Annotated in this window: 14 protein-coding genes; 8 read left to right on the forward strand and 6 right to left on the reverse strand. The window is 56.2% G+C overall.

From position 1 onward, the window contains the following. The first annotated feature begins 48 nt into the window (after positions 1-48). The 4 genes from EK22_RS15545 to glgC all read left to right on the forward strand — a co-directional run bounded on the left by EK22_RS15545 (position 49) and on the right by glgC (position 8,888). Positions 49-1,218: an MdtA/MuxA family multidrug efflux RND transporter periplasmic adaptor subunit gene (locus EK22_RS15545; protein ID WP_036252484.1), complete on the forward strand. Its 1,170-nt coding sequence runs from the start codon at positions 49-51 to the stop codon at positions 1,216-1,218. After that, the gene (locus EK22_RS15550) at positions 1,215-4,265 is read left to right on the forward strand and encodes an MdtB/MuxB family multidrug efflux RND transporter permease subunit (protein WP_036252486.1); all 3,051 of its coding nucleotides are present in this window, start codon (positions 1,215-1,217) and stop codon (positions 4,263-4,265) included. Before EK22_RS15545 ends, EK22_RS15550 begins: the two co-directional genes overlap by 4 nt. Then, on the forward strand, positions 4,262-7,375 hold the full coding sequence (locus EK22_RS15555) for a multidrug efflux RND transporter permease subunit (RefSeq protein WP_036252488.1): 3,114 nt from the start codon (positions 4,262-4,264) through the stop codon (positions 7,373-7,375). The genes EK22_RS15550 and EK22_RS15555 overlap by 4 nt, the downstream gene beginning before the upstream one ends. Positions 7,376-7,661: 286 nt before the next feature. Further along, positions 7,662-8,888, forward strand: coding sequence for a glucose-1-phosphate adenylyltransferase (gene glgC / locus EK22_RS15560; RefSeq protein ID WP_036252490.1), 1,227 nt, complete (start codon positions 7,662-7,664; stop codon positions 8,886-8,888). 409 nt (positions 8,889-9,297) lie between these two features. On the opposite strand, the gene EK22_RS15565 is transcribed toward glgC, so the two are convergent. From EK22_RS15565 to EK22_RS15575, 3 genes are all read right to left on the reverse strand, one after another. Beyond that, positions 9,298-9,927 (reverse strand): hypothetical protein, encoded by a 630-nt coding sequence (locus EK22_RS15565; protein ID WP_200882608.1) that lies wholly within the window; start codon positions 9,925-9,927, stop codon positions 9,298-9,300. 1,154 nt (positions 9,928-11,081) lie between these two features. Then, the gene (locus EK22_RS15570; RefSeq protein ID WP_036252494.1) at positions 11,082-11,825 is read right to left on the reverse strand and encodes a hypothetical protein; all 744 of its coding nucleotides are present in this window, start codon (positions 11,823-11,825) and stop codon (positions 11,082-11,084) included. Positions 11,826-12,191: 366 nt separating this feature from the next. Next, positions 12,192-13,799, reverse strand: coding sequence for a hypothetical protein (locus tag EK22_RS15575; protein WP_152565123.1), 1,608 nt, complete (start codon positions 13,797-13,799; stop codon positions 12,192-12,194). A 138-nt stretch (positions 13,800-13,937) separates the two neighbouring features. On the opposite strand from EK22_RS15575, the gene EK22_RS25585 reads away from it, so the two are divergent. After that, positions 13,938-14,165: a transposase gene (locus EK22_RS25585; protein ID WP_036252498.1), complete on the forward strand. Its 228-nt coding sequence runs from the start codon at positions 13,938-13,940 to the stop codon at positions 14,163-14,165. 613 nt (positions 14,166-14,778) lie between these two features. Here EK22_RS25585 and EK22_RS23750 read toward each other — a convergent pair. The 3 genes from EK22_RS23750 to EK22_RS15590 form a co-directional block, all read right to left on the reverse strand. Further along, positions 14,779-15,021 (reverse strand): hypothetical protein, encoded by a 243-nt coding sequence (locus EK22_RS23750; RefSeq protein ID WP_200882609.1) that lies wholly within the window; start codon positions 15,019-15,021, stop codon positions 14,779-14,781. Positions 15,022-15,515: 494 nt separating this feature from the next. Further along, entirely contained in the window at positions 15,516-16,226 is a 711-nt protein-coding gene (locus EK22_RS15585) for an amidohydrolase family protein (RefSeq protein ID WP_235209425.1), read from the reverse strand. 53 nt (positions 16,227-16,279) lie between these two features. Continuing rightward, positions 16,280-17,110, reverse strand: a complete 831-nt coding sequence (locus EK22_RS15590) for a TOBE domain-containing protein (protein ID WP_036252502.1) — start codon at positions 17,108-17,110, stop codon at positions 16,280-16,282. Positions 17,111-17,744: 634 nt separating this feature from the next. Between EK22_RS15590 and msrA the strand changes: the two genes are divergently transcribed. The 3 genes from msrA to EK22_RS15605 all read left to right on the forward strand — a co-directional run bounded on the left by msrA (position 17,745) and on the right by EK22_RS15605 (position 21,927). Continuing rightward, complete coding sequence (msrA, locus tag EK22_RS15595) at positions 17,745-18,362, forward strand: peptide-methionine (S)-S-oxide reductase MsrA (protein ID WP_235209426.1); 618 nt, start codon at positions 17,745-17,747, stop codon at positions 18,360-18,362. A 169-nt stretch (positions 18,363-18,531) separates the two neighbouring features. Further along, positions 18,532-19,737, forward strand: coding sequence for an NAD-dependent formate dehydrogenase (locus EK22_RS15600; RefSeq protein WP_036252504.1), 1,206 nt, complete (start codon positions 18,532-18,534; stop codon positions 19,735-19,737). A 681-nt stretch (positions 19,738-20,418) separates the two neighbouring features. Further along, positions 20,419-21,927, forward strand: a complete 1,509-nt coding sequence (locus tag EK22_RS15605; RefSeq protein ID WP_036252506.1) for an alginate export family protein — start codon at positions 20,419-20,421, stop codon at positions 21,925-21,927. Positions 21,928-21,940 lie beyond the last annotated feature (13 nt).

The following is a 21,940-nucleotide window of genomic DNA, read 5'->3' on the forward strand; positions in this document are numbered from 1 at the left end:
TGAGACTTTTATCCTTTTAATCCCAGGAAGCACCCCATTAAAACCATCATGAATTCGCGTCGCTCAAAGCCGCTTCTGATCGGGCTGGCGGTCCTTCTTTCGATCGTCGCCGCCGCCTATCTGTTCAAGTCTTACAAGGCCCAGCCGCAACAGCATGACGGTGGCAAGCCGGGCAAACCCGGCCTGTCCGCCGTCGCGGTTGTGGCGGAAACCGCCTTGCAGGGCGACTTTCCGATCTATCTGAGCGGTTTGGGCACGGTCACGGCGCTCAATACCGCGACGATCAGATCGCGCGTCGACGGCGAACTGATCCGCGTCGCGTTCCGGGAAGGCCAGACGGTGCGCGCGGGCGATCTGCTGGCGGAAATCGATCCCCGCCCGTTCAAGGCCCAGCTCATGCAGGCCGAGGGCCAACTGCTGCGCGATGAAGCGCTGTTGAAAAACGCCCGGATCGATCTGGAACGCTACCGGACCCTGTTGGATCAGGATTCCATCGCCGCGCAGCAGACCGCCACGCAGGAAGCCCTGGTCAGGCAATATCGCGGCATTGTGGAAACGGATCGCGGCCTGATCGCGGATGCCAGGCTGCAGTTGGCTTACACGCGCATCACGGCCCCGTTCGCGGGACGCCTGGGCCTGCGGCTGGTCGATCAAGGCAATATCGTGCAGGCCTCCGATGTGACCGGCCTGGTCGTGCTGACGCAGATCCAGCCGATCACGGTCGTCTTCACCCTGCCCGAAACCGACCTGCCGGCCGTCATGAAACGGCTGCGCACCGGCGAGAGCCTGCCGATAGAAGCGTACGACCGGTCGGACCGGATCAGGCTGGCCCGGGGCAAGCTCTTGGCCGTGGACAATCAGATCGACACGATGACCGGCACCATCAAGCTCAAGGCGCAGTTCGACAATGAGGACCTGGCCCTGTTTCCGAACCAGTTCGTCAACGCCAGGCTGGTCGCCGACACGCTGCACGATGTCACGATCGCGCCGGCCGCGGCCATCCAGCGCGGCACGCCAGGCACCTTTGTTTATGTCGTGAACGAAGACAAGACCGTCAGCGTGCGGCCGCTGAAACTGGGCCCCGCCGAGGGCGAGAAGATCGCCGTGCTCGAGGGACTGGAACCCGGCGAACAGGTCGTGGTCGATGGCGCCGACAAGCTGCGCGAGGGCGCGACAGTCGACATCAGCACGCGCGAACCGGCGGCGCCGGCGCCATGAACCCGTCCCGTCTGTTCATCCTGCGCCCGGTCGCCACCTCGCTGTTGATGGCGGCGCTGCTGCTGGTCGGGATCGTCGCCTACCGCGCGCTGCCGGTCTCCGCCCTGCCCCAGGTCGACTATCCGATGATCCAGATCGTCACGCTGTATCCCGGCGCCAGCCCGGACGTCATGACCTCGTCGGTCACGGCGCCGCTGGAACGCCAGTTCGGCCAGATGCCGGGGCTCAACCAGATGTCGTCCTCCAGCTCGGGCGGCGCATCGGTGATCACGCTTCAGTTCGACCTGGACCTGAGCCTCGACATCGCCGAGCAGGAAGTGCAGGCGGCCATCAACGCGGCCAGCAGCTTTCTGCCGTCCGACCTGCCGATGCCGCCCATTTACAGCAAGGTCAATCCGGCCGATGCGCCGATCATGACCCTGGCGGTCAGCTCGAAGACGCTGCCCCTGACCCGGGTCGAGGATCTGGTGGACACGCGCCTGGCGCAGAAGCTGTCGCAATTGCCGGGCGTCGGCCTGGTCAGCATCGGCGGCGGCCAGCGCCCGGCCGTGCGCATCCAGGCCAACCCCACGGCGCTCGCAGCCTACGGCATGAGCCTGGAAGACCTGCGCGCGGCCATTGTCGACGCCAATGTCAACCGCCCCAAGGGCATGTTCGACGGGCCGACGCGCGCGGCCACCATCGATGCCAACGACCAGCTCCGCTCGGCGGCCGAGTTCAGGCCGGTCATCATCGCCTACCGCAACGACCGGCCGGTGCGCCTGTCCGATGTCGCCGAGGTCAGCGACGCGGCCGAAAACGCGCGCCTGGCGGCCTGGGCCAATGACACGGCGGCCGTGATCGTCAATATCCAGCGCCAGCCCGGCACCAACGTCATCGAGGTGGTGGACCGCATCAAGGCGCTGCTGCCCCAGTTGCGGGCGGCCATGCCCAGCGCCCTGGAAATCATGCCGCTGAGCGACCGCACCATCACCATCCGCGCCTCGGTGCGGGATGTGCAGACAGAGCTGTTGCTGGCCGTGGCGCTGGTGGTGCTGGTGATCTTCCTGTTTCTGGGCAACGCCTCCGCGACCGCCATTCCGGGCATCGCGGTGCCGCTGTCGCTGGTCGGCACGTTCGCCTTCATGTATCTGGCCGGCTTCAGCATCAACAATCTGACGCTGATGGCGCTGACCATCGCCACCGGCTTCGTCGTCGACGACGCCATCGTGGTGGTCGAGAACATCACCCGCTACCTCGAAAAGGGTGAAGCGCCCCTGCAGGCCGCGCTCAAGGGCTCGGAACAGATCGATTTCACGATCATCTCGCTGACGCTGTCCATGGTGGCCGTGCTGATCCCGCTGCTGTTCATGGAAGATGTGGTCGGGCGCCTGTTCCGCGAATTCGCGATCACTCTGGCCGTGTCCATTCTGCTTTCCGGCGTGATCTCGCTGACCCTGACGCCGATGATGTGCGCGAAGATTCTGCGCCCGGCCGCGGAAAAAAAGACCGCCCGGTACTTCGACAGGATCACGGCCGGCTACGGCAGGATGCTGACCCGGGTGCTGAACCATCAGGGCCTCACCCTGCTGGTGGTTTTGGCGACGTTGGCGCTGACCGTGTTCCTGTACGTCATCGTGCCCAAGGGTTTCTTCCCGGTGCAGGATACCGGCATGATCCAGGGCATTTCCGAAGCGCCGCAGACCGTGTCTTTCGAAGCCATGGCGCGGCGCCAGCAGGCCCTGGCAGAGGTGGTGCTGGCCGATCCGGCCGTCGACAACCTGTCCTCGTTCATCGGCGTCGACGGCACCAATCCCACACTCAACAGCGGGCGTTTCCTCATCACCCTGAAGCCGCTGGCCGAGCGCGGCGTCAATGCCTCGGTAGTCATCCGGCGGCTGCAGGCAAAGCTAAACGAGGTGCCCGGCATCACGCTGTACCTGCAGCCGGTGCAGGATATGACCATCGAAAACCGCGTCAGCCGCACGCAGTACCAGTTCACGCTGGAAGCGGTCGATCCCGGGGAACTGAACCGGTGGACGCGGCGCCTGGTCGAGCAGTTGTCGCGCCAGCCGGCACTGGCCGACGTAACCAGCGACGTTCAGGACCGGGGACTGCAAGTGTTCGTGTCGATAGACCGCGACAGCGCCAGCCGCCTGGGCGTCACCACCGAGGCCATCGACAGCGCCCTGTACAACGCCTTCGGACAGCGGCTGATTTCGACCAGCTTCACGCAGTCGAACCAGTACCGCGTCGTGCTGGAAGTCCAGCCCGAGTTCCAGAAGGGTCCCGCGGCCCTGGACGACATCCGCGTCGCCTCCGCCAACGATACGCAGGTGCCGCTGCCCGCCGTTGCCAGCCTGTCCGAGCGCTCGGCGCCGCTGCTGATCAATCACCTGGGCCAGTTCCCGGCCGCCACCATCTCCTTCAACCTGGCGCCCGGCGCGGCCCTCGGCGAGGCCATCGACAGCATTGAGGCCGCCAAGCGGAACATCGGCCTGCCCCTGAGCATACAGAGCAGTTACCAGGGCGCCACGCGCGCCTTCACGGCCTCGCTCACGAACACGCTGTGGCTGATCCTGGCCGCGATCGTGACCGTCTATATCGTGCTGGGCGTGCTGTACGAGAGCTATGCCCACCCGATCACGATCCTGTCGACGCTGCCGTCGGCCGGCATCGGCGCCCTGCTGGCCCTGATGCTGTCCGGCACCGACCTGGGCATCATCGGCATCATCGGCATCATTTTGCTGATCGGCATCGTCAAGAAAAACGCCATCATGATGATCGACTTCGCCCTGGAGGCCGAGCGCAAGGAAGGCAAACCCGCGCGCGAGGCGATTTTCCAGGCCTGCCTGCTACGCTTTCGGCCGATCATGATGACGACGATGGCGGCGCTGCTCAGCGCCCTGCCCCTGATGCTGGGCACGGGCGTCGGGTCGGAGCTGCGCCATCCGCTGGGCATCACCATGGTCGGCGGATTGATTTTCAGCCAGATGCTGACGCTGTTCACGACGCCGGTGATTTATCTGGCCTTCGACCGGCTGAGCCGGCGCCTGGCCCGGCCATGACAGGGCTGTCCGCGCATTTCATCGCCCGCCCCGTGGCAACCACGCTGCTGACGCTGTGGCTGGCGCTGGCCGGCCTGACGGCCTTTCTGCAACTGCCGGTCTCGCCGCTGCCGCAGGTCGATTTCCCGGCCATTTCCGTGCGCGCCCAGCTGCCCGGCGCCAACCCCGAGACCATGGCCGCTACCGTGGCCACGCCGCTCGAGCGCGCTCTCGGCCGGATTGCCGGCATCAACGAAATGACCTCGGAGAGCACCACCGGCTCCACGCGCATCAACCTGCAGTTCGATCTGGACCGCGACATCGACGGCGCCGCGCGGGACGTGCAGGCCGCGATCAACGCGGCCGGCAGCCTGCTGCCCACGAACCTGCCGAGCCGCCCCAGCTATCGCAAGGTCAACCCGGCCGACGCGCCGATCATGATCATCGCCCTGACTTCGGCAACCCAGACACGCGGCCAGCTCTACGATGCCGCCTCGACCATTCTGGCGCAAAAGATTTCCCAGATTCCGGGCGTCGGCCAAGTGGACGTCGGCGGCAGTTCGCTGCCGGCGGTGCGGGTGGAACTCAATCCGGACGCCATGACCCGATACGGCATCGGCTTCCAGGATGTCCGCTCCGCGATCGCCGCGACCAATGCCAATCTGCCGAAAGGCGCCGTCGAGGACGCCGGCCGGCACTGGCAGATCTACGCCAATGACCAGATCGGCACGGCGAAGGAGTATCTGCCGCTGATCGTCAGCTACCGCAACGGCGCCGCCGTGCGCATCGCCGACATCGGCGAAACCGTCGACTCGGTGGAAGACCTGCGCCATGCCGGCATCTACAACGGCAAGCCGTCCGTGCTGCTGATACTGAGAAAACAGCCCGAAGCCAACATCATCGAGACGGTGGACCGGATCCGGGCGCTGCTGCCCCAACTCAAGGCCTCGATTCCGCAGGCCATCGACCTGTCTGTGCCCATGGACCGGGCCGGCACCATCCGCGCGTCGCTGCATGAGGTGGAGCGGTCGCTGTGGATCGCCACCGGACTGGTGGTCCTGGTCGTGTTCCTGTTCCTGCGTAACCTGCGTTCGGCCTTGATTCCGTCCATCACCGTGCCGTTGTCGCTGATCGGCACTTTCGGGGTCATGTATCTGTTCGGTTACAGCCTGAACAATCTGTCGCTGATGGCGCTGACCATCGCCACGGGCTTTGTCGTGGACGATGCCATCGTGGTGCTGGAAAACACCTCGCGTCATATCGAGCAAGGCCTGCCGCCGCATCAGGCCGCCATCAAGGGCGCCCGCGAGGTCGGCTTCACGGTATTGTCGATGAGCCTGTCGCTGATCGCCGTGTTCATCCCTATTCTGCTGATGGGCGGCATCGTCGGCCGCCTGTTCCGGGAGTTCGCGATCACGCTGTCGGCGGCGGTGCTGATCTCGCTGCTGCTGTCGCTGACCACGGCCCCGATGCTCTGCGCCCGCTGGCTGACCGGCGCCGGGGAGCAACAGCACGGCCGGCTCTATCACTGGAGCGAGCGGCAGTTCGAGCGCCTGCTCGCCGGCTATGAGCGGACGCTGCGCTGGTCGCTCGATCACGGGCCGCTGATGCTGGCCTTGCTGCTGGGCACGATCGTCCTGAATGTCTACCTTTATGTGATCGTGCCCAAGGGATTCTTTCCGATCCAGGATTCCGGCCGGCTGGCGGGCACCATCCGGGCCGACGAGAGCATTTCATCGCCCGCCATGCAGCAGAAACTGATCGATTTTGCCAAGACCGTGCTGCAGGATGCCGAAGTCAAGAACGTGGTCGGATTCACCAGCACCGGCAATACCGGGCGCATGTTCGTCACCCTCAAGCCGCTGGAGGAGCGCCGGCTGAGCGTCGACCAGCTGATGCAGCGCCTGCGCGCCAGTATTGCCGAGCAACCGGGCGCCAGCCTGTTCCTGCGGCCGGTCCAGGACCTGCGCATCGGCGCGCGCAGCTCGGCGGCCATGTTCGAATACACCCTGCAGGCCGAAGACCTCGCCGAACTGCGCGCCTGGACGCCGCAAATCCAGAGGGCGCTGGCGCAACGCCAGGAACTGGCGGACCTGAATACCGACCAGCAGGAAAAAGGCCAGCAGGTTTCCCTGGTCGTCGATCGCGACGCCGCCGGGCGCCTGGGCGTCAGCCTGGACCTGATCGACTCGACGCTGTACGACGCCTTCGGCCAGCGCCAGGTATCGATCATCTACATGCCGCTCAACCAGTATCATGTGGTCATGGAAGCGGCGCCCGAATACTGGCGGCATCCGGACACGCTGAAAAACCTGTACGTCAGCGTGCCGCCCGGCCCGCAGTCGCCGACCGCCAGGCAGGTGCCGTTTTCCGCCTTCGCCCGCTACGAGCTAACCAATGCGCCCCTGGCCGTCAACCATCAGGGCCAGTTCGCCGCCGCCACCCTATCGTTTAATCTCCAGCCCGGCGCCTCGCTGTCGGCGGCCACCCAGGCCATCGAGGAGACGATGAATCAGCTGGGCGTGCCCGATTCGATACAAGGCGGCTTTCAGGGCACGGCCAAGGCCTTCGCGCAATCCCTGAGCAACCAGCCCTGGCTGGTGCTGGCCGCGTTGACCGCGATTTATATCGTGCTGGGCATCCTGTACGAGAGCTATATCCATCCGTTGACCATTCTGTCCACACTGCCGTCGGCCGGCGTCGGCGCGATCCTTGCCCTGCTCGCGTTCGGAATCGAATTCAGCATCATCGCCCTGATCGGCGTGATCCTGCTGATCGGCCTGGTGAAAAAGAACGCCATCATGATGATCGACTTCGCCCTCGATGCCGAGCGCAATGACGGCCTGAACCCGCACGATGCCATTTTCACGGCCTGCCTCATGCGCTTTCGGCCGATCATGATGACGACCTTCGCGGCATTGCTGGGCGCCTTGCCGCTGGCTTTCGGAACCGGCTACGGAGCCGAATTGCGCCAGCCGCTGGGCATTTCCATCGTCGGCGGCCTGATCGTCAGCCAGATGCTGACGCTGTACACGACGCCGGTCGTGTATCTGTATCTGGACCACTTCCAGTGGTGGTGCCGGCGCCGCTTCGGCCGCGATCCGGCCGCCGTCCGCTTGCCGCGCCTATGAGAATGAGCGTCCGGTGAACGCTTGTTCATGAAGATAGGGATAATATCAGTCGTAAGGTACGCAATCTATACTCTACAGCGCTACAGGGCTTTACCGCTGGAAACAGAAAAATTTTTAACCGCGCTGATAAACAAATCCTACCGGTCAAAACAGCACGGGCGCTGAAGAGATTTTGCGGGAACGCGCGATGCAAGAAAACGCATCAATGGGGTTGCCTCAGTTTGGAAGGGATGTATTATGATTAAAGGGATTTTTTTATTCATAGGCTAAATTAACGAGGTGACGGATGCTTGATAAAACTCTGGCGATCATCCTGGCTGGTGGAGCGGGTTCTCGACTGCATCCACTGACGGCTGATCGGGCCAAGCCCGCTGTGCCATTCGGCGGCAATTACCGGATCATCGACTTCACGCTGACCAACTGCCTGCATTCCGGATTGCGTCGCGTGCTGGTGCTGACCCAGTACAAGTCGCATTCCCTGCAAAAGCATCTGCGCGATGGCTGGGCCATCTTCAACCCCGAACTCTCCGAATTCATAACGGCCGTGCCGCCCCAGATGCGGACCGGCGAATCCTGGTACTCCGGGACGGCCGACGCCATCCGCCAGAATCTGTTTCTGCTCGAGCGCAGCAATGCCAGTTATGTGCTGATTCTGTCAGGCGATCATATCTACCGGATGGATTATGCCGCAATGCTCCAGTTTCATCGTGACCACGGCGCCGGGCTGACCATCGCCTGCATGCCCGTGCCGCTCGCCAGCGCCGGCTCTTTTGGCATCATGTCGGTGGACGCAACCAATCGAATTCGCGAATTCCACGAAAAGCCGGAAAATCCCAAGCCCCTGCCGAACGATCCCCATCATGCCCTGGCCTCCATGGGCATCTACATTTTCAGCATGGACCTGCTCTGCCAGGCATTGCATGCCGACCACGCTCTTGCCGAATCAAGCCACGATTTCGGCAAGGACATCATTCCGCGGCTTATCCAATCGCATAACGTTTACGCTTACGAGTTCGGCGGAGAATCCGGCCGGGTCACGCCGGACCGTTACTGGCGCGATGTCGGCACGATAGACAGCTACTACTCGGCCAATATGGACCTGCTCGCGCCGGTTCCGCCGCTGAACCTGTACCAGCCCGACTGGCCCATCCGCACCTACCACGGCCAAAACCCGCCCGCGCGCATGGGCCCCGGAGCGAATGGGCACGAAGGATTGCTGGTCAATTCCCTGCTCGGCAGCGGGACGATCGTCTCCGGAGGCACGGTCAAACATTCGATCCTGTTCCCGCAAGTCCAGGTGCATGAAAAAGCCGTAGTCGAAGATTCGATCCTGTTCGACGGGGTGCAGGTCGGAGCCGGCGCACACCTGAATCGCTGCATCGTCGACAAAAATGTGCGGATTCCGCCCGGCGAGCGGATCGGCTTTGACCCCAGCGCCGATGCGGCACGCTTTGTTGTTTCGGAATCCGGCGTTACTGTTGTTCCGAAGGGGTACTGCTTTTTTTCCGATTAATGGCAGTTGTCAAAAGGGTTGAAAACTTTTTAGTGAAGAGGGGCGAATATTTCAAGCATTGTAGGTGCGAATTCATTCGCACTGTGCGGATACCCCTTTCCGGTAAATCCGCACCTACACCGGAAATTCATCCTCGCACTTGAGGAAGTTATTTTATGCGCGTTCCTTAAAACAGACAGGCGTCATTGGCTATTTAGAGGCAGCCCCAACACTCGTGTCACCAGCCGCCATTTCGATCACGGCAGTGCCAGTCGCACATTCATGTCGGGATCGAGCCGACTTACGGGTTCACGTGCTCCAAATCAACAAGGTAAATGCGGCATAGTGGCAGTAGCAATCCAGAAAACTGTCGTTCAACATGGAATTGAAGGACGCCGCCGATAGGCCGAGCACCCTCTCGAAAGCAAGGTTAGGCCATATGCTTTGCTAGTAGTTGGCTATCTGCATAAGCCTTAAATACTTCTTCTGAAACCAATGCTGCACGGCGCCCCTTGCCGTTGGGTTGAATCACGAACTTTAATGATTCGCGCAAACTTACAGGCTTCTGGCGATAGTCATTGCCAATGTAGAACGATGAAGAGAAGTGGCTTATCGCACGCGAAAAGCTCTGAATCATGACCTCTGAACTGGAAAAGTCTTCAATATCGAAGGCTGACATCTCCATAAGCACTGAACAATCGATTAGCGTACCGGCTAGCCATGCGCTCTCCGATGCGTACCCCACGCACCATTTAAGGTTTGACCCTTCGAGACAAACCTCGAGTGCAGCCGTATTTTTACCAACGAAGCATGATCCGAGCATGACACCTGTGATGTTGTATTTCTTGGATTCAATTCCGATCAAGGTGAGCAACTTGATGATCTCTACACCACTCATTTTCCCCTTGTAACCGTGAGCCGCCACGTAAACAGTAGTGTTCAAAAAACTGCTCTTACACAGACAAGCAAGCGCTTTTTTGAAACTACTTTCATCATAGAAGTTGGCGTGGAAAACTTCAGTATCACCAGCATACTTTGCTACGCCTTCAACAAAAGGCAAAACGCTTGTCCTATTTGAGTCGAACTCATCAAGTTCCCATGGTGATTCAAGAACTAGGATCGCGCGGTTTGAACTATGCCTACTTTTCATTTTTGGGTATACCTCTTTTAGCCTAAAAAGATTAAATAGTTTCGTATATTTTCCATAATTACCTCACTACTTAGGTAATAAATTTAGGATATACCTTAAAAACTGCTATCGGTATAGCTTTCTGATCGGATGATATACAGTTTCTTTTTGTCTTAACGAGATCTGTTATCCAGCGATAAACAGCCATTCAAACAACTTAGCCGTTTTTTCATGTTATTTTTTCCCCAATTGCCCGGATTTCCATGCCAAATCTGTAGCCAAATCCGCTGTTTTCGGGTCTATTGAGTCGAGCAAGCAGGGCTCTATCCGAGAAGGTGTTTCTTGTGGTATGGTCATTTGCCGATCTTTTTAATGATATAACTTACTGTTACTTATAAGTTTTTTTGTTGTTAATGACAACTTTTTTCCGATATAGAATGCCGATTCTAAAGCATAATGCAAGTCTATGTTTTATCAATAAAAATTCATACTTACGGGAATGTTTTTTGCCGACTAAAGAATGCCAATTTATGGGATCGACTTGCTGTCGACCATTAACCTCATAATTAAGGGATTGAAGTCCATCAGAAGTGTAACCCATGCGGCAGAGGCACGGAATGGGACAGTATTCATTAGAGCTGTAGTGGTCAAGTTTTTTCGGGCACCGAGATGGTAGAATCCAGTCGCTGATCAATCTGCTGCAGAAGCCGTTACGGCAGTATGACATCCAGCAGATGGATAAAACCAGTCTGCAGGTGCTCGAGGAGGACAGCAAAAAAGCCCAGTCCAAGTCCTATCTGCGGATACAATGCGCCGGGGCGACACGCAATCATATTCACCTATGATCCTTTCCGCAGCCGACACAAGTCAGCAAAGTCAGGGTCAGTTCTAACATGCCCACATCATTCCCGGTTATTCTTTTCAAATTGCCTGCCTCACAGATCGTAGGCTGGGCTGAAGCTTTGCGGAAACCCAGCTTTGATGACGTCGAAATGCTGGGTTTACCAACTCAGCCTACGAACTCTGTAGCCGGGCAATTCATGCGTCCGATTACGCTGCGCTAATCGGACCTACGCAGGCTCAGATCATCGCGGCGGCAATGGGTCAGATTTCAACGGGGCACATGCGCCCTGTACGTATTCATAGCCAGGAACAGGAATCCGCCATGTGTTGTTTTCGAAGTCCCATACCCATAGCGGCATGGCTGAGATGATACCGCCATTGTCGCCGGTGCAACTGTCTTTGGTTCCCACAAACGGCGTGTCCTCTACCCGACACTGACAGCGCAAGGGCCTGTCTGGATCGGATGGATTCTCGGTTTCCGTGCATGGAGCGCCATCGCAGATAGCCCAATACAAATCCCCGCTATAGCCTGGCTCGTTTTGATCACAAGCTTTTGGCTTGTAAAGACTGCACCATCCACGATAAGAAAAAGTTGATACCCAATCATATTTGGCCTTATCCACCTCATACTGTCCGTACTTGATGGCCCTGCAAACAGGAGCTTGATCTACATCGCAAGGATGTCTGTTAGTGCATTTGGCCTCAGTCAGGCGTTTGACCGCGTGATCCTGAATTTCACTTGTCTCAACGATATGGGGTTCATTAACCCTCAGACAGTCGCAGTCCGCCTTGTCGCCATTCATTTGGCAGTCGGTGGATGCACTACAAAGGGCATGCCATCCAGTGCACACGACTAATTCCTGGGGTACAACGCCATGATTATTGGTACTCCTGTCCCCTTTGCCACCAATTTCTGCCAGAGATACCGGCCCATAACTCATGGCTAACCAGGTTATCCACGTGATCGCTAAAAATTGAAATCTCATCTTCCTTCCTCCAAGAAGATTCATTTAGTATCTAACTGATGTTACGCATTAGTTGAATTGAGACAGGTTTAAAAGTACATCCAGCACGGCTGGTTATTTGAATTCAACTGTAGAGTCGAATTGGCTTGTACCCTTTAGGGTATTCGACCCGAAACGCTTATTATTCAGTGTAGTGCGAATGAATTCGCACCTACGCGTGCATGACCATTCAGACGATGAGGCCACACTGCCAGTTGAATAAAGATCGGTTTAACAACCTATCGCCAGCGCGGCAAGCAGGATAAAAAACGGCCCATGCGTAACGTCAGTATCTAATACTCTTATAAGCGACCGGCGCATCGGTTCTGACCCTGTAAAAGGAGCATCTTACATCGTCGGACGCATCCCTTTTTTCCCATCGAATTGGATGGAGATCGGGTTGAGAACCTGTGTCGGGTCTGGTCCCCGCGTTGAGCCAGGGTTGAGGTAGTTCCGCTGGACGATTTTGATCGTATCTCCCCGGGGAACCAGTTTTCCGGGTACTTCTTGGCACCACGGGTACAGGCCGCTGCAGTCCCGCGCAAAGTAGTACACGTAGAACTTTGTGTATAGCTCCGGATTTGAAAGTGCGTCCTTAAATTTCTTCGCACTCTCTTCGAGAACAACGTCGTCACGATTTAGAACACCGACGAGTTCCGGGAACCAATTGACCGACAGGCTTGTGTAGGTGGCATTCCCGGTTTTTGTCCCGAGCGTTCCGACCACCGCGATGACCTGGTCGTCGTCGAGATGGTAGGTGCCGCCACTGATCTGGGGCTCGTCATCCTGGTTGTCGCCGAGGCAGTCCATCGGGCCGCGAGGCAGTGTAATGCCCTCGTCCGGGTCTGGAGACGGGGGGCCATCGTACCCTAGGCAGTGCTGGCCGATGAGGTCAACCCAGAGGGTCAAGCTTTTGAAATCCGATGCAAGGGCCTCGTGACCTGAAACGGCGTCCTGGCCCCAGTATTTCTTGACCGCTGCCACAAGGCTCATAAGATCGGCCTCCAGGGCACGCTCGTCGAAATTCGCATTCTTTGCTTCATATTCCGGGATAGGGAACGGTTCTTTAGCCGTGCCACCGTTAGGGTCCCGGACCCGGAGAACCGTGAGCGGAAGCTGCTCGCGCCATTTTTCACCTAGTGCGAGATCGTTCGGCATCGAGTAGCGGATGTAGGTGATAAAATCATCCGCCTCTGGCCCATATCCCACTTTGGCCAATACGGGGGAGACCTGCTCGATGAATACGTGGTTCTGATCGACGCCCACTGATTCGAGCGCTTCGGTCATCGCGTCCGCCATTTCCTTGTCTGGCGTGATTATGAAGAAGCGCTGCTGCCCCCAGTTCTCTTTGCTCTGCTTCTCGATGACGACGTTGTTGATGGTGTCGCCGATGGACGAGATCATCATCATGCGGTCGGGATTCGGCGAGAGTCCGAAGATGATCCCAAGCAGATCCTGCGTTTCGGGTTGGTCCAGTTTTTTATAGACCGGGTCATTTGTGTTGAGCTCGGTCTTCCGGGTGAAGACATTCGTCCCGAGCCCGAAGTAGCGGGCCGGCGGGGGAAGCTCGGCCATGACCACCAGCGCTTCCCGTTCACCCAATCGGTAGTTTGGGTTCGTCCCCTTGCGTGTTTTGGTGAGAGTAAGCTTCAGGCTCGGGTCCACGAATTCGTCCTCCCACGGCGGGACGGCGGCCAGCACGTATGGGGCGGTCGGATTGTTGCCGTAGCAGAATCCGACCGTCTGGAGCGGATATTTGCAGTCCTCGGCCGACCACAGGGTCCAGTAGCCCTGTGCCGTCTCGTACCCTTTCGTTATGACCTCGTTCTGAAAATCCTGAACTTTCCGCTCAAGGTCTGGTGGGAGCCGGTTGGCCTTGCTCAGCGAGTCAGTCGCAGCGACATTGCTTGTGGAGAAGGCGCCAAGCAAAAGCATGGTGCATAGGATATGCTTCATTATTATTCTCCTAATATTGATCGTTGATCAGAAAAATAAAAAGCTTGAAAGCTTAAAAATGAGCAACCGTTTTCAGGATGAGAGACTTTTAAAATCAGGCTTTGTTGCATAAATTCTCTGCAATCCTCAAATTAGGAGATGAAGAATCCGAAAACCTGCTACAAGCTCAAGAATGGGCGAGCGTACAATGAGTCCCTGGTTAATCAAGGAGCCTTGACGCTCTGGTTTGAAAAATCGCAGATTGAATGCTGGCATCAAGCGGAGCGGTCCGGTTATCGAGACAGCCTCATGACCTATTCCGATGTAGCGGTTCAGTATGGCCTGACGATCCGGGAGATTTTTAAATTAGTAATGAGCATGAAATAAATCAGGAATTGTAGGTGCGAATTCATTCGCACTGTGCGGATAAATCCGCACCTACACCGGAAATTCATCCGCGCACTTGAGGAAGTTATTTTATGCGCGTTCCTTAATTGTCACGCTACCGAATTAAACCGACTGGAATGGGTGCTGACCGGCCATTTTCTGCCAGTCTTTCTGGAATTTTCGAGCAGCTCAGCTGCTTTGAGTCGGTAGCGGCAAATCAAGGTCAGAATCAAAGCTCAGACTGGGTTGAAGCTTTGCGGAAACCCGGCTTTGATGACTTCGAATGCTGGGTTTACCAACTTAGCCTACGAGCTCTGTGCCGGGCAATTCATGCGTCCGATTACGCTGCGCTAATCGGACCTACGCGGGCTAAAATCCCAATATGGCACGGATTGGTGCAAGATGGTTTTGGACGTATTCAATTACGTTGCCTACGCAAAAGAATATGGCAGCGCCGAAGCCTACAGATACCGCTATTAATGTGATGGCAAGCTGCTCGGTTATCTTGAGCCCCTAACGACTGATATAACCGGCGGGAAAAAGTGATTGCGAGTAAAACGAGCAACGCTTTTTTCCGTCCGCGTTTATATTTTTGTTATGCTTGACAACGCTTTCAATAGCTAGATTTAGGTTCGCCCTCAAATCCCCAACCTTCGCGTTTTGCTTGCTCAAGCATTTCTTGCGCTAAAGCAATATTTGGTATTCTGGCTTGTCCTCGTGCGGCTTGAAGTTTTCCTTTAGGTGTTTTCCAAATAAACCTATATCCACTTTCTTGACCACCATCGGCATAATTATATGAACACCACTGAAAACACAAGCTCCAACCACTTGGCATAACCTTTTCAGTTGATTTCAAAACATGAACTCTACATTGCGCCATTCTTCACCTCAATTAAGAACATTTAAGTGCAATTAAGATAGCCTAAGTGTTTGCTCTTGTCAATTAAGTGCAGTTAAGCGCATTTAAGTTTGTAATGTTGAATATCTAAACAGCATAACAAGTTATTATCCAGATCGGGCTAACATATGACTTTTTGTAGATCACTGTCCAGAATGAGCTTGAATACCAAGTTTTCCAAACGGTTTAACCCACATTTTACGCATGATAAACGGACCAGGATGATTCCAAAGTCTCATTTTGAATGCCCTAAATCTCGTTCCGGAAAGACACTTAAAAACATTATGCATATACCTGTTTAGATCGGCAGCGGCCAATCAATAAGTTCAAATGGCGGTTGGTGACATGAGTGTTGGGGCTATCCCTATATGCCGATACTGAACCTCAAACTCAAAGCTGCAAATAGACTTGGATATATCCCCGGAATCCAATAAGAGCCATCGAAATAAAATTCAGCAAGCAACAACCCCAGGCCGTTCCATTCCGATCAAGTTAAGGAAATTCCCCGCCAGAATCAGCTGTTCCTGGGCATGCGGAAGTTTTAAAAGCCGAATTTTAGCGAGTTCCACCGCCGGGTGCAGCCATGGCTCGTCCGAGCCGAAAAGAAGTTTCCGGGCGCCGCCGCGTTCGATCAGGCGTGCCAATAAATCGAAAAAGCGCACCCCGGCGCTATCGGCATGGATGTTGGGATAAGATTCCAGCCGCTCCAACAATGCCGTTTGCGCCCGCCAACTCTCGCCGAAACTCCCGAGATGAGGAATGATGAAATTGACGTCGGGGTAATGTATCGCCAGCCAATCCACCGTCGCCAGCTCATTTTCGATATCGTATAGCACCGGCAGGTTATATGCCCTGGCCGCCTCGCAAACCTCGCGGCTGATACGCGCATCCTTCCGATGAGCTTTGATGCCCACGAAGCCGTATGCGTCCACGGCGGTTTGTACCATGCGGAAAATCCTGCCCTTATCGCGTACCGGATGGACGTAGGCGAAACCGAAAAAACGCCTCGGAAAACGTTTGACGAGGCGCGCCACACTAAGGTTCGCCGCCGCGTAATCTTGATGGAAATTGGCAAACAGCACGCTATGCGTGATCCCTGCGGCCGATGCCCGGCGCATATACTCAAGCAGGACGGGGCAGAAGGCGACTAAAGTCGCCCCCACATGATTGCATAAGCCCCGTCTTAATTTAAGAACTGCACGTTCTTTGCAGTCATTTATGAATTCACGCTATCCGGAGCCGCCACGGCAAGCATGACGGCATTGCTTTTAAACACGGCGTTGACCGGCATGCCGGACTTCAGCCCCAGGGATTCGGCGCTGGATTGGGTGATCGTGGCAACCAGGCTCTCTCCGCCGGGCAGCCGGAGCGCGATCTGCGCATCGATGCCGTCCCGCTGCATGCGGACCACGGTGCCGGACAGGCTATTGCGCGCCGACAGCTGTTGCTGCCCGAACTCGGTGACAATGCTGATCTCCGGGGCATTGATCAGCAGCAGCACATCCTGGCCGACATTAAGTTCAAGCCGGTCAAGCACCGCCAGATTCATGGAAGCTGCAACCGGCTCACCGCCTTTCAGCTCGACGAGTGCTTCAACATTGACGGGGCCGGGTTGAATGGCAGTGATAGTGCCGAACAGCTGATTGGTGGCGCTGGTTTTGATGGACAGCGGTTTAAGAAGCAGCACCATCTCGGGATCGTCCGCCAGAGTCTGATTGAGATGCCGCAAGAACTGCCGGTGCTGTTGCTCGAGCTGCATGAACAGTTGCAGCAGCGCCTGACCGGCAGTAGTCAAGCGGGTACCACCACCCTTGCTGCCGCCGGTTGTCGTCGCGATCAGCACTTTGGGCGCCAGGTTGTTGGCACGCTCTATCATTTGCCAGGCGCCTTTGTAACTCAAGCCCTGCTGTTTGGCGGCCTGATTGATGGAACCGCTTTCGTCGATGGCCCTTAGCAAGCCGATCATGCGGCTGTCCAGTATGCCGGCCAGCCGCAATTCGCCTTCGATCCAGGCGGTGTTCATGTTGTCATTCGGGTTGTCTGGCATATTTTTCTCTTAACGTGTGAGTGCTGATCGTCTGCTCGACCGGCTTATTGTTTCCCAAAACGGCACAACCTGTTTTCCAGTTTTCTTTTTACTCGGTGCAAGAATAAGTCCCACGATTATAAGCCATTCATGGCCAATAGAACGTGCTTAACAACAGGTTCATGCTTCATAACTGATATAGGGTATTCGACCCGAAACGCTTACTATTCAGTCTAGTGCGAATAAATTCGCACCTACGCGTGCATGACCACTCAGGCGATGAGGTCCACTCCGCCAGTTAAATAAAGATCGGTTTAACAACCTATCGCCAGCGCGGCAAGCAGGATAAAAAACGATCCATGTGTAACATCAGTTCATAATAAAAGCTGTTTTAATCTGCATAAATCCTGAACCCATTCTCCAAAGCACTTACAAGGCATCAGGCTTTTTGGGAGGCATCGCTAACCCCGCCGAGTAAATAATTTCCCCCGGCAAACGCAACCAATATCGATTAAACACGATCATACAGCGTAGACGGAGCTGAGTGGCTCCATTATGTAACTGAATGTATAAGAAGGACATAGTTGTGAACAGATGGCATCGAGCATTTTGGTCTTTACTCATAATAGGCATTTTAGTGGCCGCGACTGGAGTCTTGCTGAATTCTTCAGTGCTTGCGGACAAAAGCGTCAATCCTTCCCTGAATAAAGCGGCTGTTGGTCCTGATACGCCTTATATCGTCCTGGGAATGGGGTGTTTCTGGGGCGCGGAAAAACGCATGCAAATCCTGGCAGGCGTATTGGATGTTGAGGCCGGCTACGCCGGAGGCGATATCGCCCACCCCAACTACCAGACGCTCCACGATACCGAAAAATCCATACGGGAAGGCAAAGCCGTCGAAAACCATGCGGAAGTGGTCAAAGTCTATTACGACCCCAAACAGACCACGCTTGAACGGGTCCTGATCCAGTTCTGGGAAAACCACAACCCCACCCAGGGCAATCGCCAGGGCAACGATATAGGCAGCAATTACCGGAGCGCCGTCTTTTATCGTACCGATGAAGAACGGCAACTGGCAGAGAAAACGCGGGGCATCTATCAGGCCAATTTAAAAGCGGCCGACATCACCAAACCTATTACCACTGAAATTGCCCCGCTGAAAAACTATACGTCCGCCGAAGCGTATCATCAGGATTATCTGGAAAAAAATCCGCGCGGTTATTGCGGCTTGGGCGGGACCGGAGTCGCCTATCACGATTCGAAGCAGCAATAACGATTCGATTCGTTGATAACCGCGGGTTATCAAGCCCTATCTCCAAACGATTGGACGCCCTCCGGCCGTAATGCGGACAATATTGTCATCTGGCCAGGATAAACCCCGGTCCCGATCAATCAAAGGTCAGGACCGTTCCTCAAAATTCAACTCATGATGGAGGTGGAAAATGGCTAAAATTATTTGTGTTCTTTACGATGATCCGATCGATGGTTATCCGACTTCCTACGCACGGGATGACTGCCCGCAGCCGGAGCGTTATCCGGACGGGCAAACCCTGCCGACGCCCAAGGCCATTGACTTCACGCCCGGCACATTGCTCGGCAGCGTGTCCGGCGAACTGGGCCTGCGCAAGTATCTGGAATCAAACGGCCACCAATTAATCGTCACCTCCAGCAAGGACGGCGACGACAGCGTTCTGGACCGCGAACTGCCCGATGCCGAAATCGTGATTTCGCAGCCGTTCTGGCCGGCCTATATGACGGCCGAACGCATCGCCAAGGCGAAAAATCTCAAGATGATCGTGACAGCCGGTATCGGCTCTGACCATACTGACCTGCAGGCGGCGATGGAGCGCGGTATTACTGTCGCCGAAGTCACTTATTGCAACAGCAACAGCGTCGCCGAGCATGTGGTCATGGTAACGCTCGCGCTGGTGCGCAACTATATCCCGTCCTACAATTGGGTGATCAAAGGCGGTTGGAATATCGCCGACTGCGTGGCGCGCTCCTACGACCTGGAAGCGATGCAAGTCGGTACTGTGGCTGCCGGCCGTATCGGTCTGCGCGTACTGCGCCTGCTGAAACCTTTCGGTGTGAAATTGCATTATATGGATCGCCACCGCCTGCCGGAATCAGTCGAGCAGGAACTCGATCTGACCTATCACGCCAGCCTGGAAAGCCTGACCCAGGTGTGCGACATCGTGACCCTGAACTGCCCGCTGCATCCTGAAACCGAGCACATGATCAACGAGCAGTCGCTGAAAAATTTCAAGCGCGGCGCTTACCTGATCAATACGGCCCGGGGCAAACTGTGCGATCGCGACGCCATCGTCCGCGCCCTGGAAAGCGGTCAATTGGCGGGCTATGCCGGCGATGTCTGGTTCCCTCAGCCGGCGCCGAACGACCATCCCTGGCGCACCATGCCGCACCACGGCATGACGCCGCACATTTCAGGCACCAGCCTGTCGGCGCAGACGCGCTATGCGGCCGGCACCCGCGAGATTCTGGAGTGCTACTTCGAGGGCCGGCCCATCCGCGACGAGTATCTGGTGGTTCAAGGCGGCCAGCTGGCGGGTGTCGGCGCACATTCCTACAGCAAAGGCGACGCCACCGGCGGTTCGGAAGAAGCGGCTAAATTCAAGAAGAAGGAATAACAGTCGCTTGACCTGAAAGCGGGATGCGGCAGTCAATGCCTGCATCCCTTTAACCAACTTGGAGAAGGGCTTACGCAAGCCTGTGGGGGCAACTTCAGTCGCCCATTCAGATAAAAGGCGGCTGCCAACAGTAGGCGCTTTAGGCGAAGTCGCCCCCACAAGTTTTAAACCCGCTTGTTTCGGCGGATGAACAGGCAAACTGCGTAAGTCCTATACAACAAGAAATAGCGGCAAAGCCCTTCTACCAAGTCCTTCTCTGTCTTGCATGAAGCTGGCCTGGATTGAGCCTGGCGTTTGCTTCTGTTGCCGCCCTACGTCAACTTTCCCGATTCCCACTCAATATTATCGGCCTGTTAATGAAAGAAGCGCTCATTTATCCGCTTTTTGGACACGTTATGACGCTTCAGGGATGAAAAGACACGGGTGAATGATCACTCTCTCAACCTACAAAACATAACAAAATGTTTGAAACCCGACATTATCCACTTCTGACTCAGCAACAATAACTGACGTAACTCAATAACATAATTGCCATCTGAATCACTGGCACATTATTTGCTTAAAAACCATTGTCGTTATATACTTTTGTCTATAACGAATAGATTAGAGCGATGCTTATTTTTGGGGGGCTTCAAAGTAAGGATTGCGCTACAGATTCCGTATTTACAATAATTATTAGGATTGACCGTGCAAAGAAAACATATTACCGGCAAGAGTGCCGGCCATACACTCGGTTTGATTATCGCCGGCAGCATTTACATGGGGACCAGCAGTCCTGTTCAAGCAGCGACAGAAAAGAAAAGCTACGTCGCCCCGCCCTTCTCCTCGTTTTCCAGCCAGATGCGCGATGCGTTGACCGGCACCGGCAAATACGAAAAACCGGTCTGGAATCTGCACGATGCCTTGGACCTGCCGGAATGGCTGTCGATGTCGCTGGAACAGCGCACCCGCTATGAAACCCTGGACGGCAGCTATAAAGCCAACAGCCAGGGCGGCGACCAGCAAATTGCCATGCAGATCAATCTGTCGATGGAAGCGCGTTTCGGCCACTGGCGCGTCGGCGGCGAGTTCCTCGATTCACGGCAGTTCGGCGCCGATCAAGGTTCCCGTATCAACAATACCCATGTCAACGAGGCCGATTTTATCCAGGGCTATCTGGCCTGGGCCGATCAAAACGCTTTTCACAGCGGCCTGGGCGCGGAAGTCATCGCCGGCCGGCAAACCCTGAACATAGGCAGCCGCCGCCTGATAGCCCGCAACGTGTTCCGCAATACCATCAATACCTTTGACGGTTTGCGGCTGCGGGTTCTCGATTACGGCAACTGGCAGTTCAATGCCTTCGTCACCAAGCCGGTCGGCCGTTATCCCAATAATTCGGCGCAACTGCTCGATCATTTCCACAGTTTCGATGAACCGGAATACCAGACCTGGTTCTCCGGCGGCTTCCTGGAAATCTTCGATTTACCCTGGAAAACCAACGCCGAGCTGTATTTGTACCATCTGGATGAGGGCGATCGGGATCGCAATCCCACCAGCAATCGCCGCTATTTCACCCCTGGCATGCGTGTTTACCGCAAGCCCGCCAAAGAGCAGTTCGATTTCGAACTGGAAGCCATCGGTCAGATCGGCACGGTGCGCGCCAGTAAAAGCGCCTCCGACGGCCAGGACCTGCAGCATCGGGCCTGGTATCAGAGTTTCAATGTCGGCTATACCTTCGATCTGCCCTGGTCCCCGCGCCTGTCGCTGGAATACGACTATGCCAGCGGCGACCGCGATCCGAATGACGGCAAGGATGAACGTTTCGATACTTTATACGGCGCGCGTCGTTTTCAGTACGGACCGACCGGCATCTACGGCACCTTTGCCCGCAGCAATATCAACACGCCGGGCTATCGGATAAAAATTAAGCCGCGCCACAACGTGCAAGCCTTTTTAAGCCACCGGTTTTACTGGCTGGCGGAAGACAAGGACGCCTGGACCACCGCGAATTTGCGCGACAAAACCGGCAACACCGGCAATTTTGTCGGTCATCAACTGGAGTTGGCGACACGCTGGAATGTCAACAGCAGCTTTAACCTGGAAACCGGCTGGGCGCATCTGTTCAAAGGTGAATTCGCCAAGAACGCGCCATCGGCGCCGGAGGCCGGGGATCTTGATTATTTTTATGTCCAGAGCTTATTCCGATTTTAGTAGCGCGCCGCCC

The sequence above is a fragment of the Methylobacter sp. BBA5.1 genome (assembly GCF_000746145.1).
Lineage (GTDB): Bacteria > Pseudomonadota > Gammaproteobacteria > Methylococcales > Methylomonadaceae > Methylobacter > Methylobacter marinus.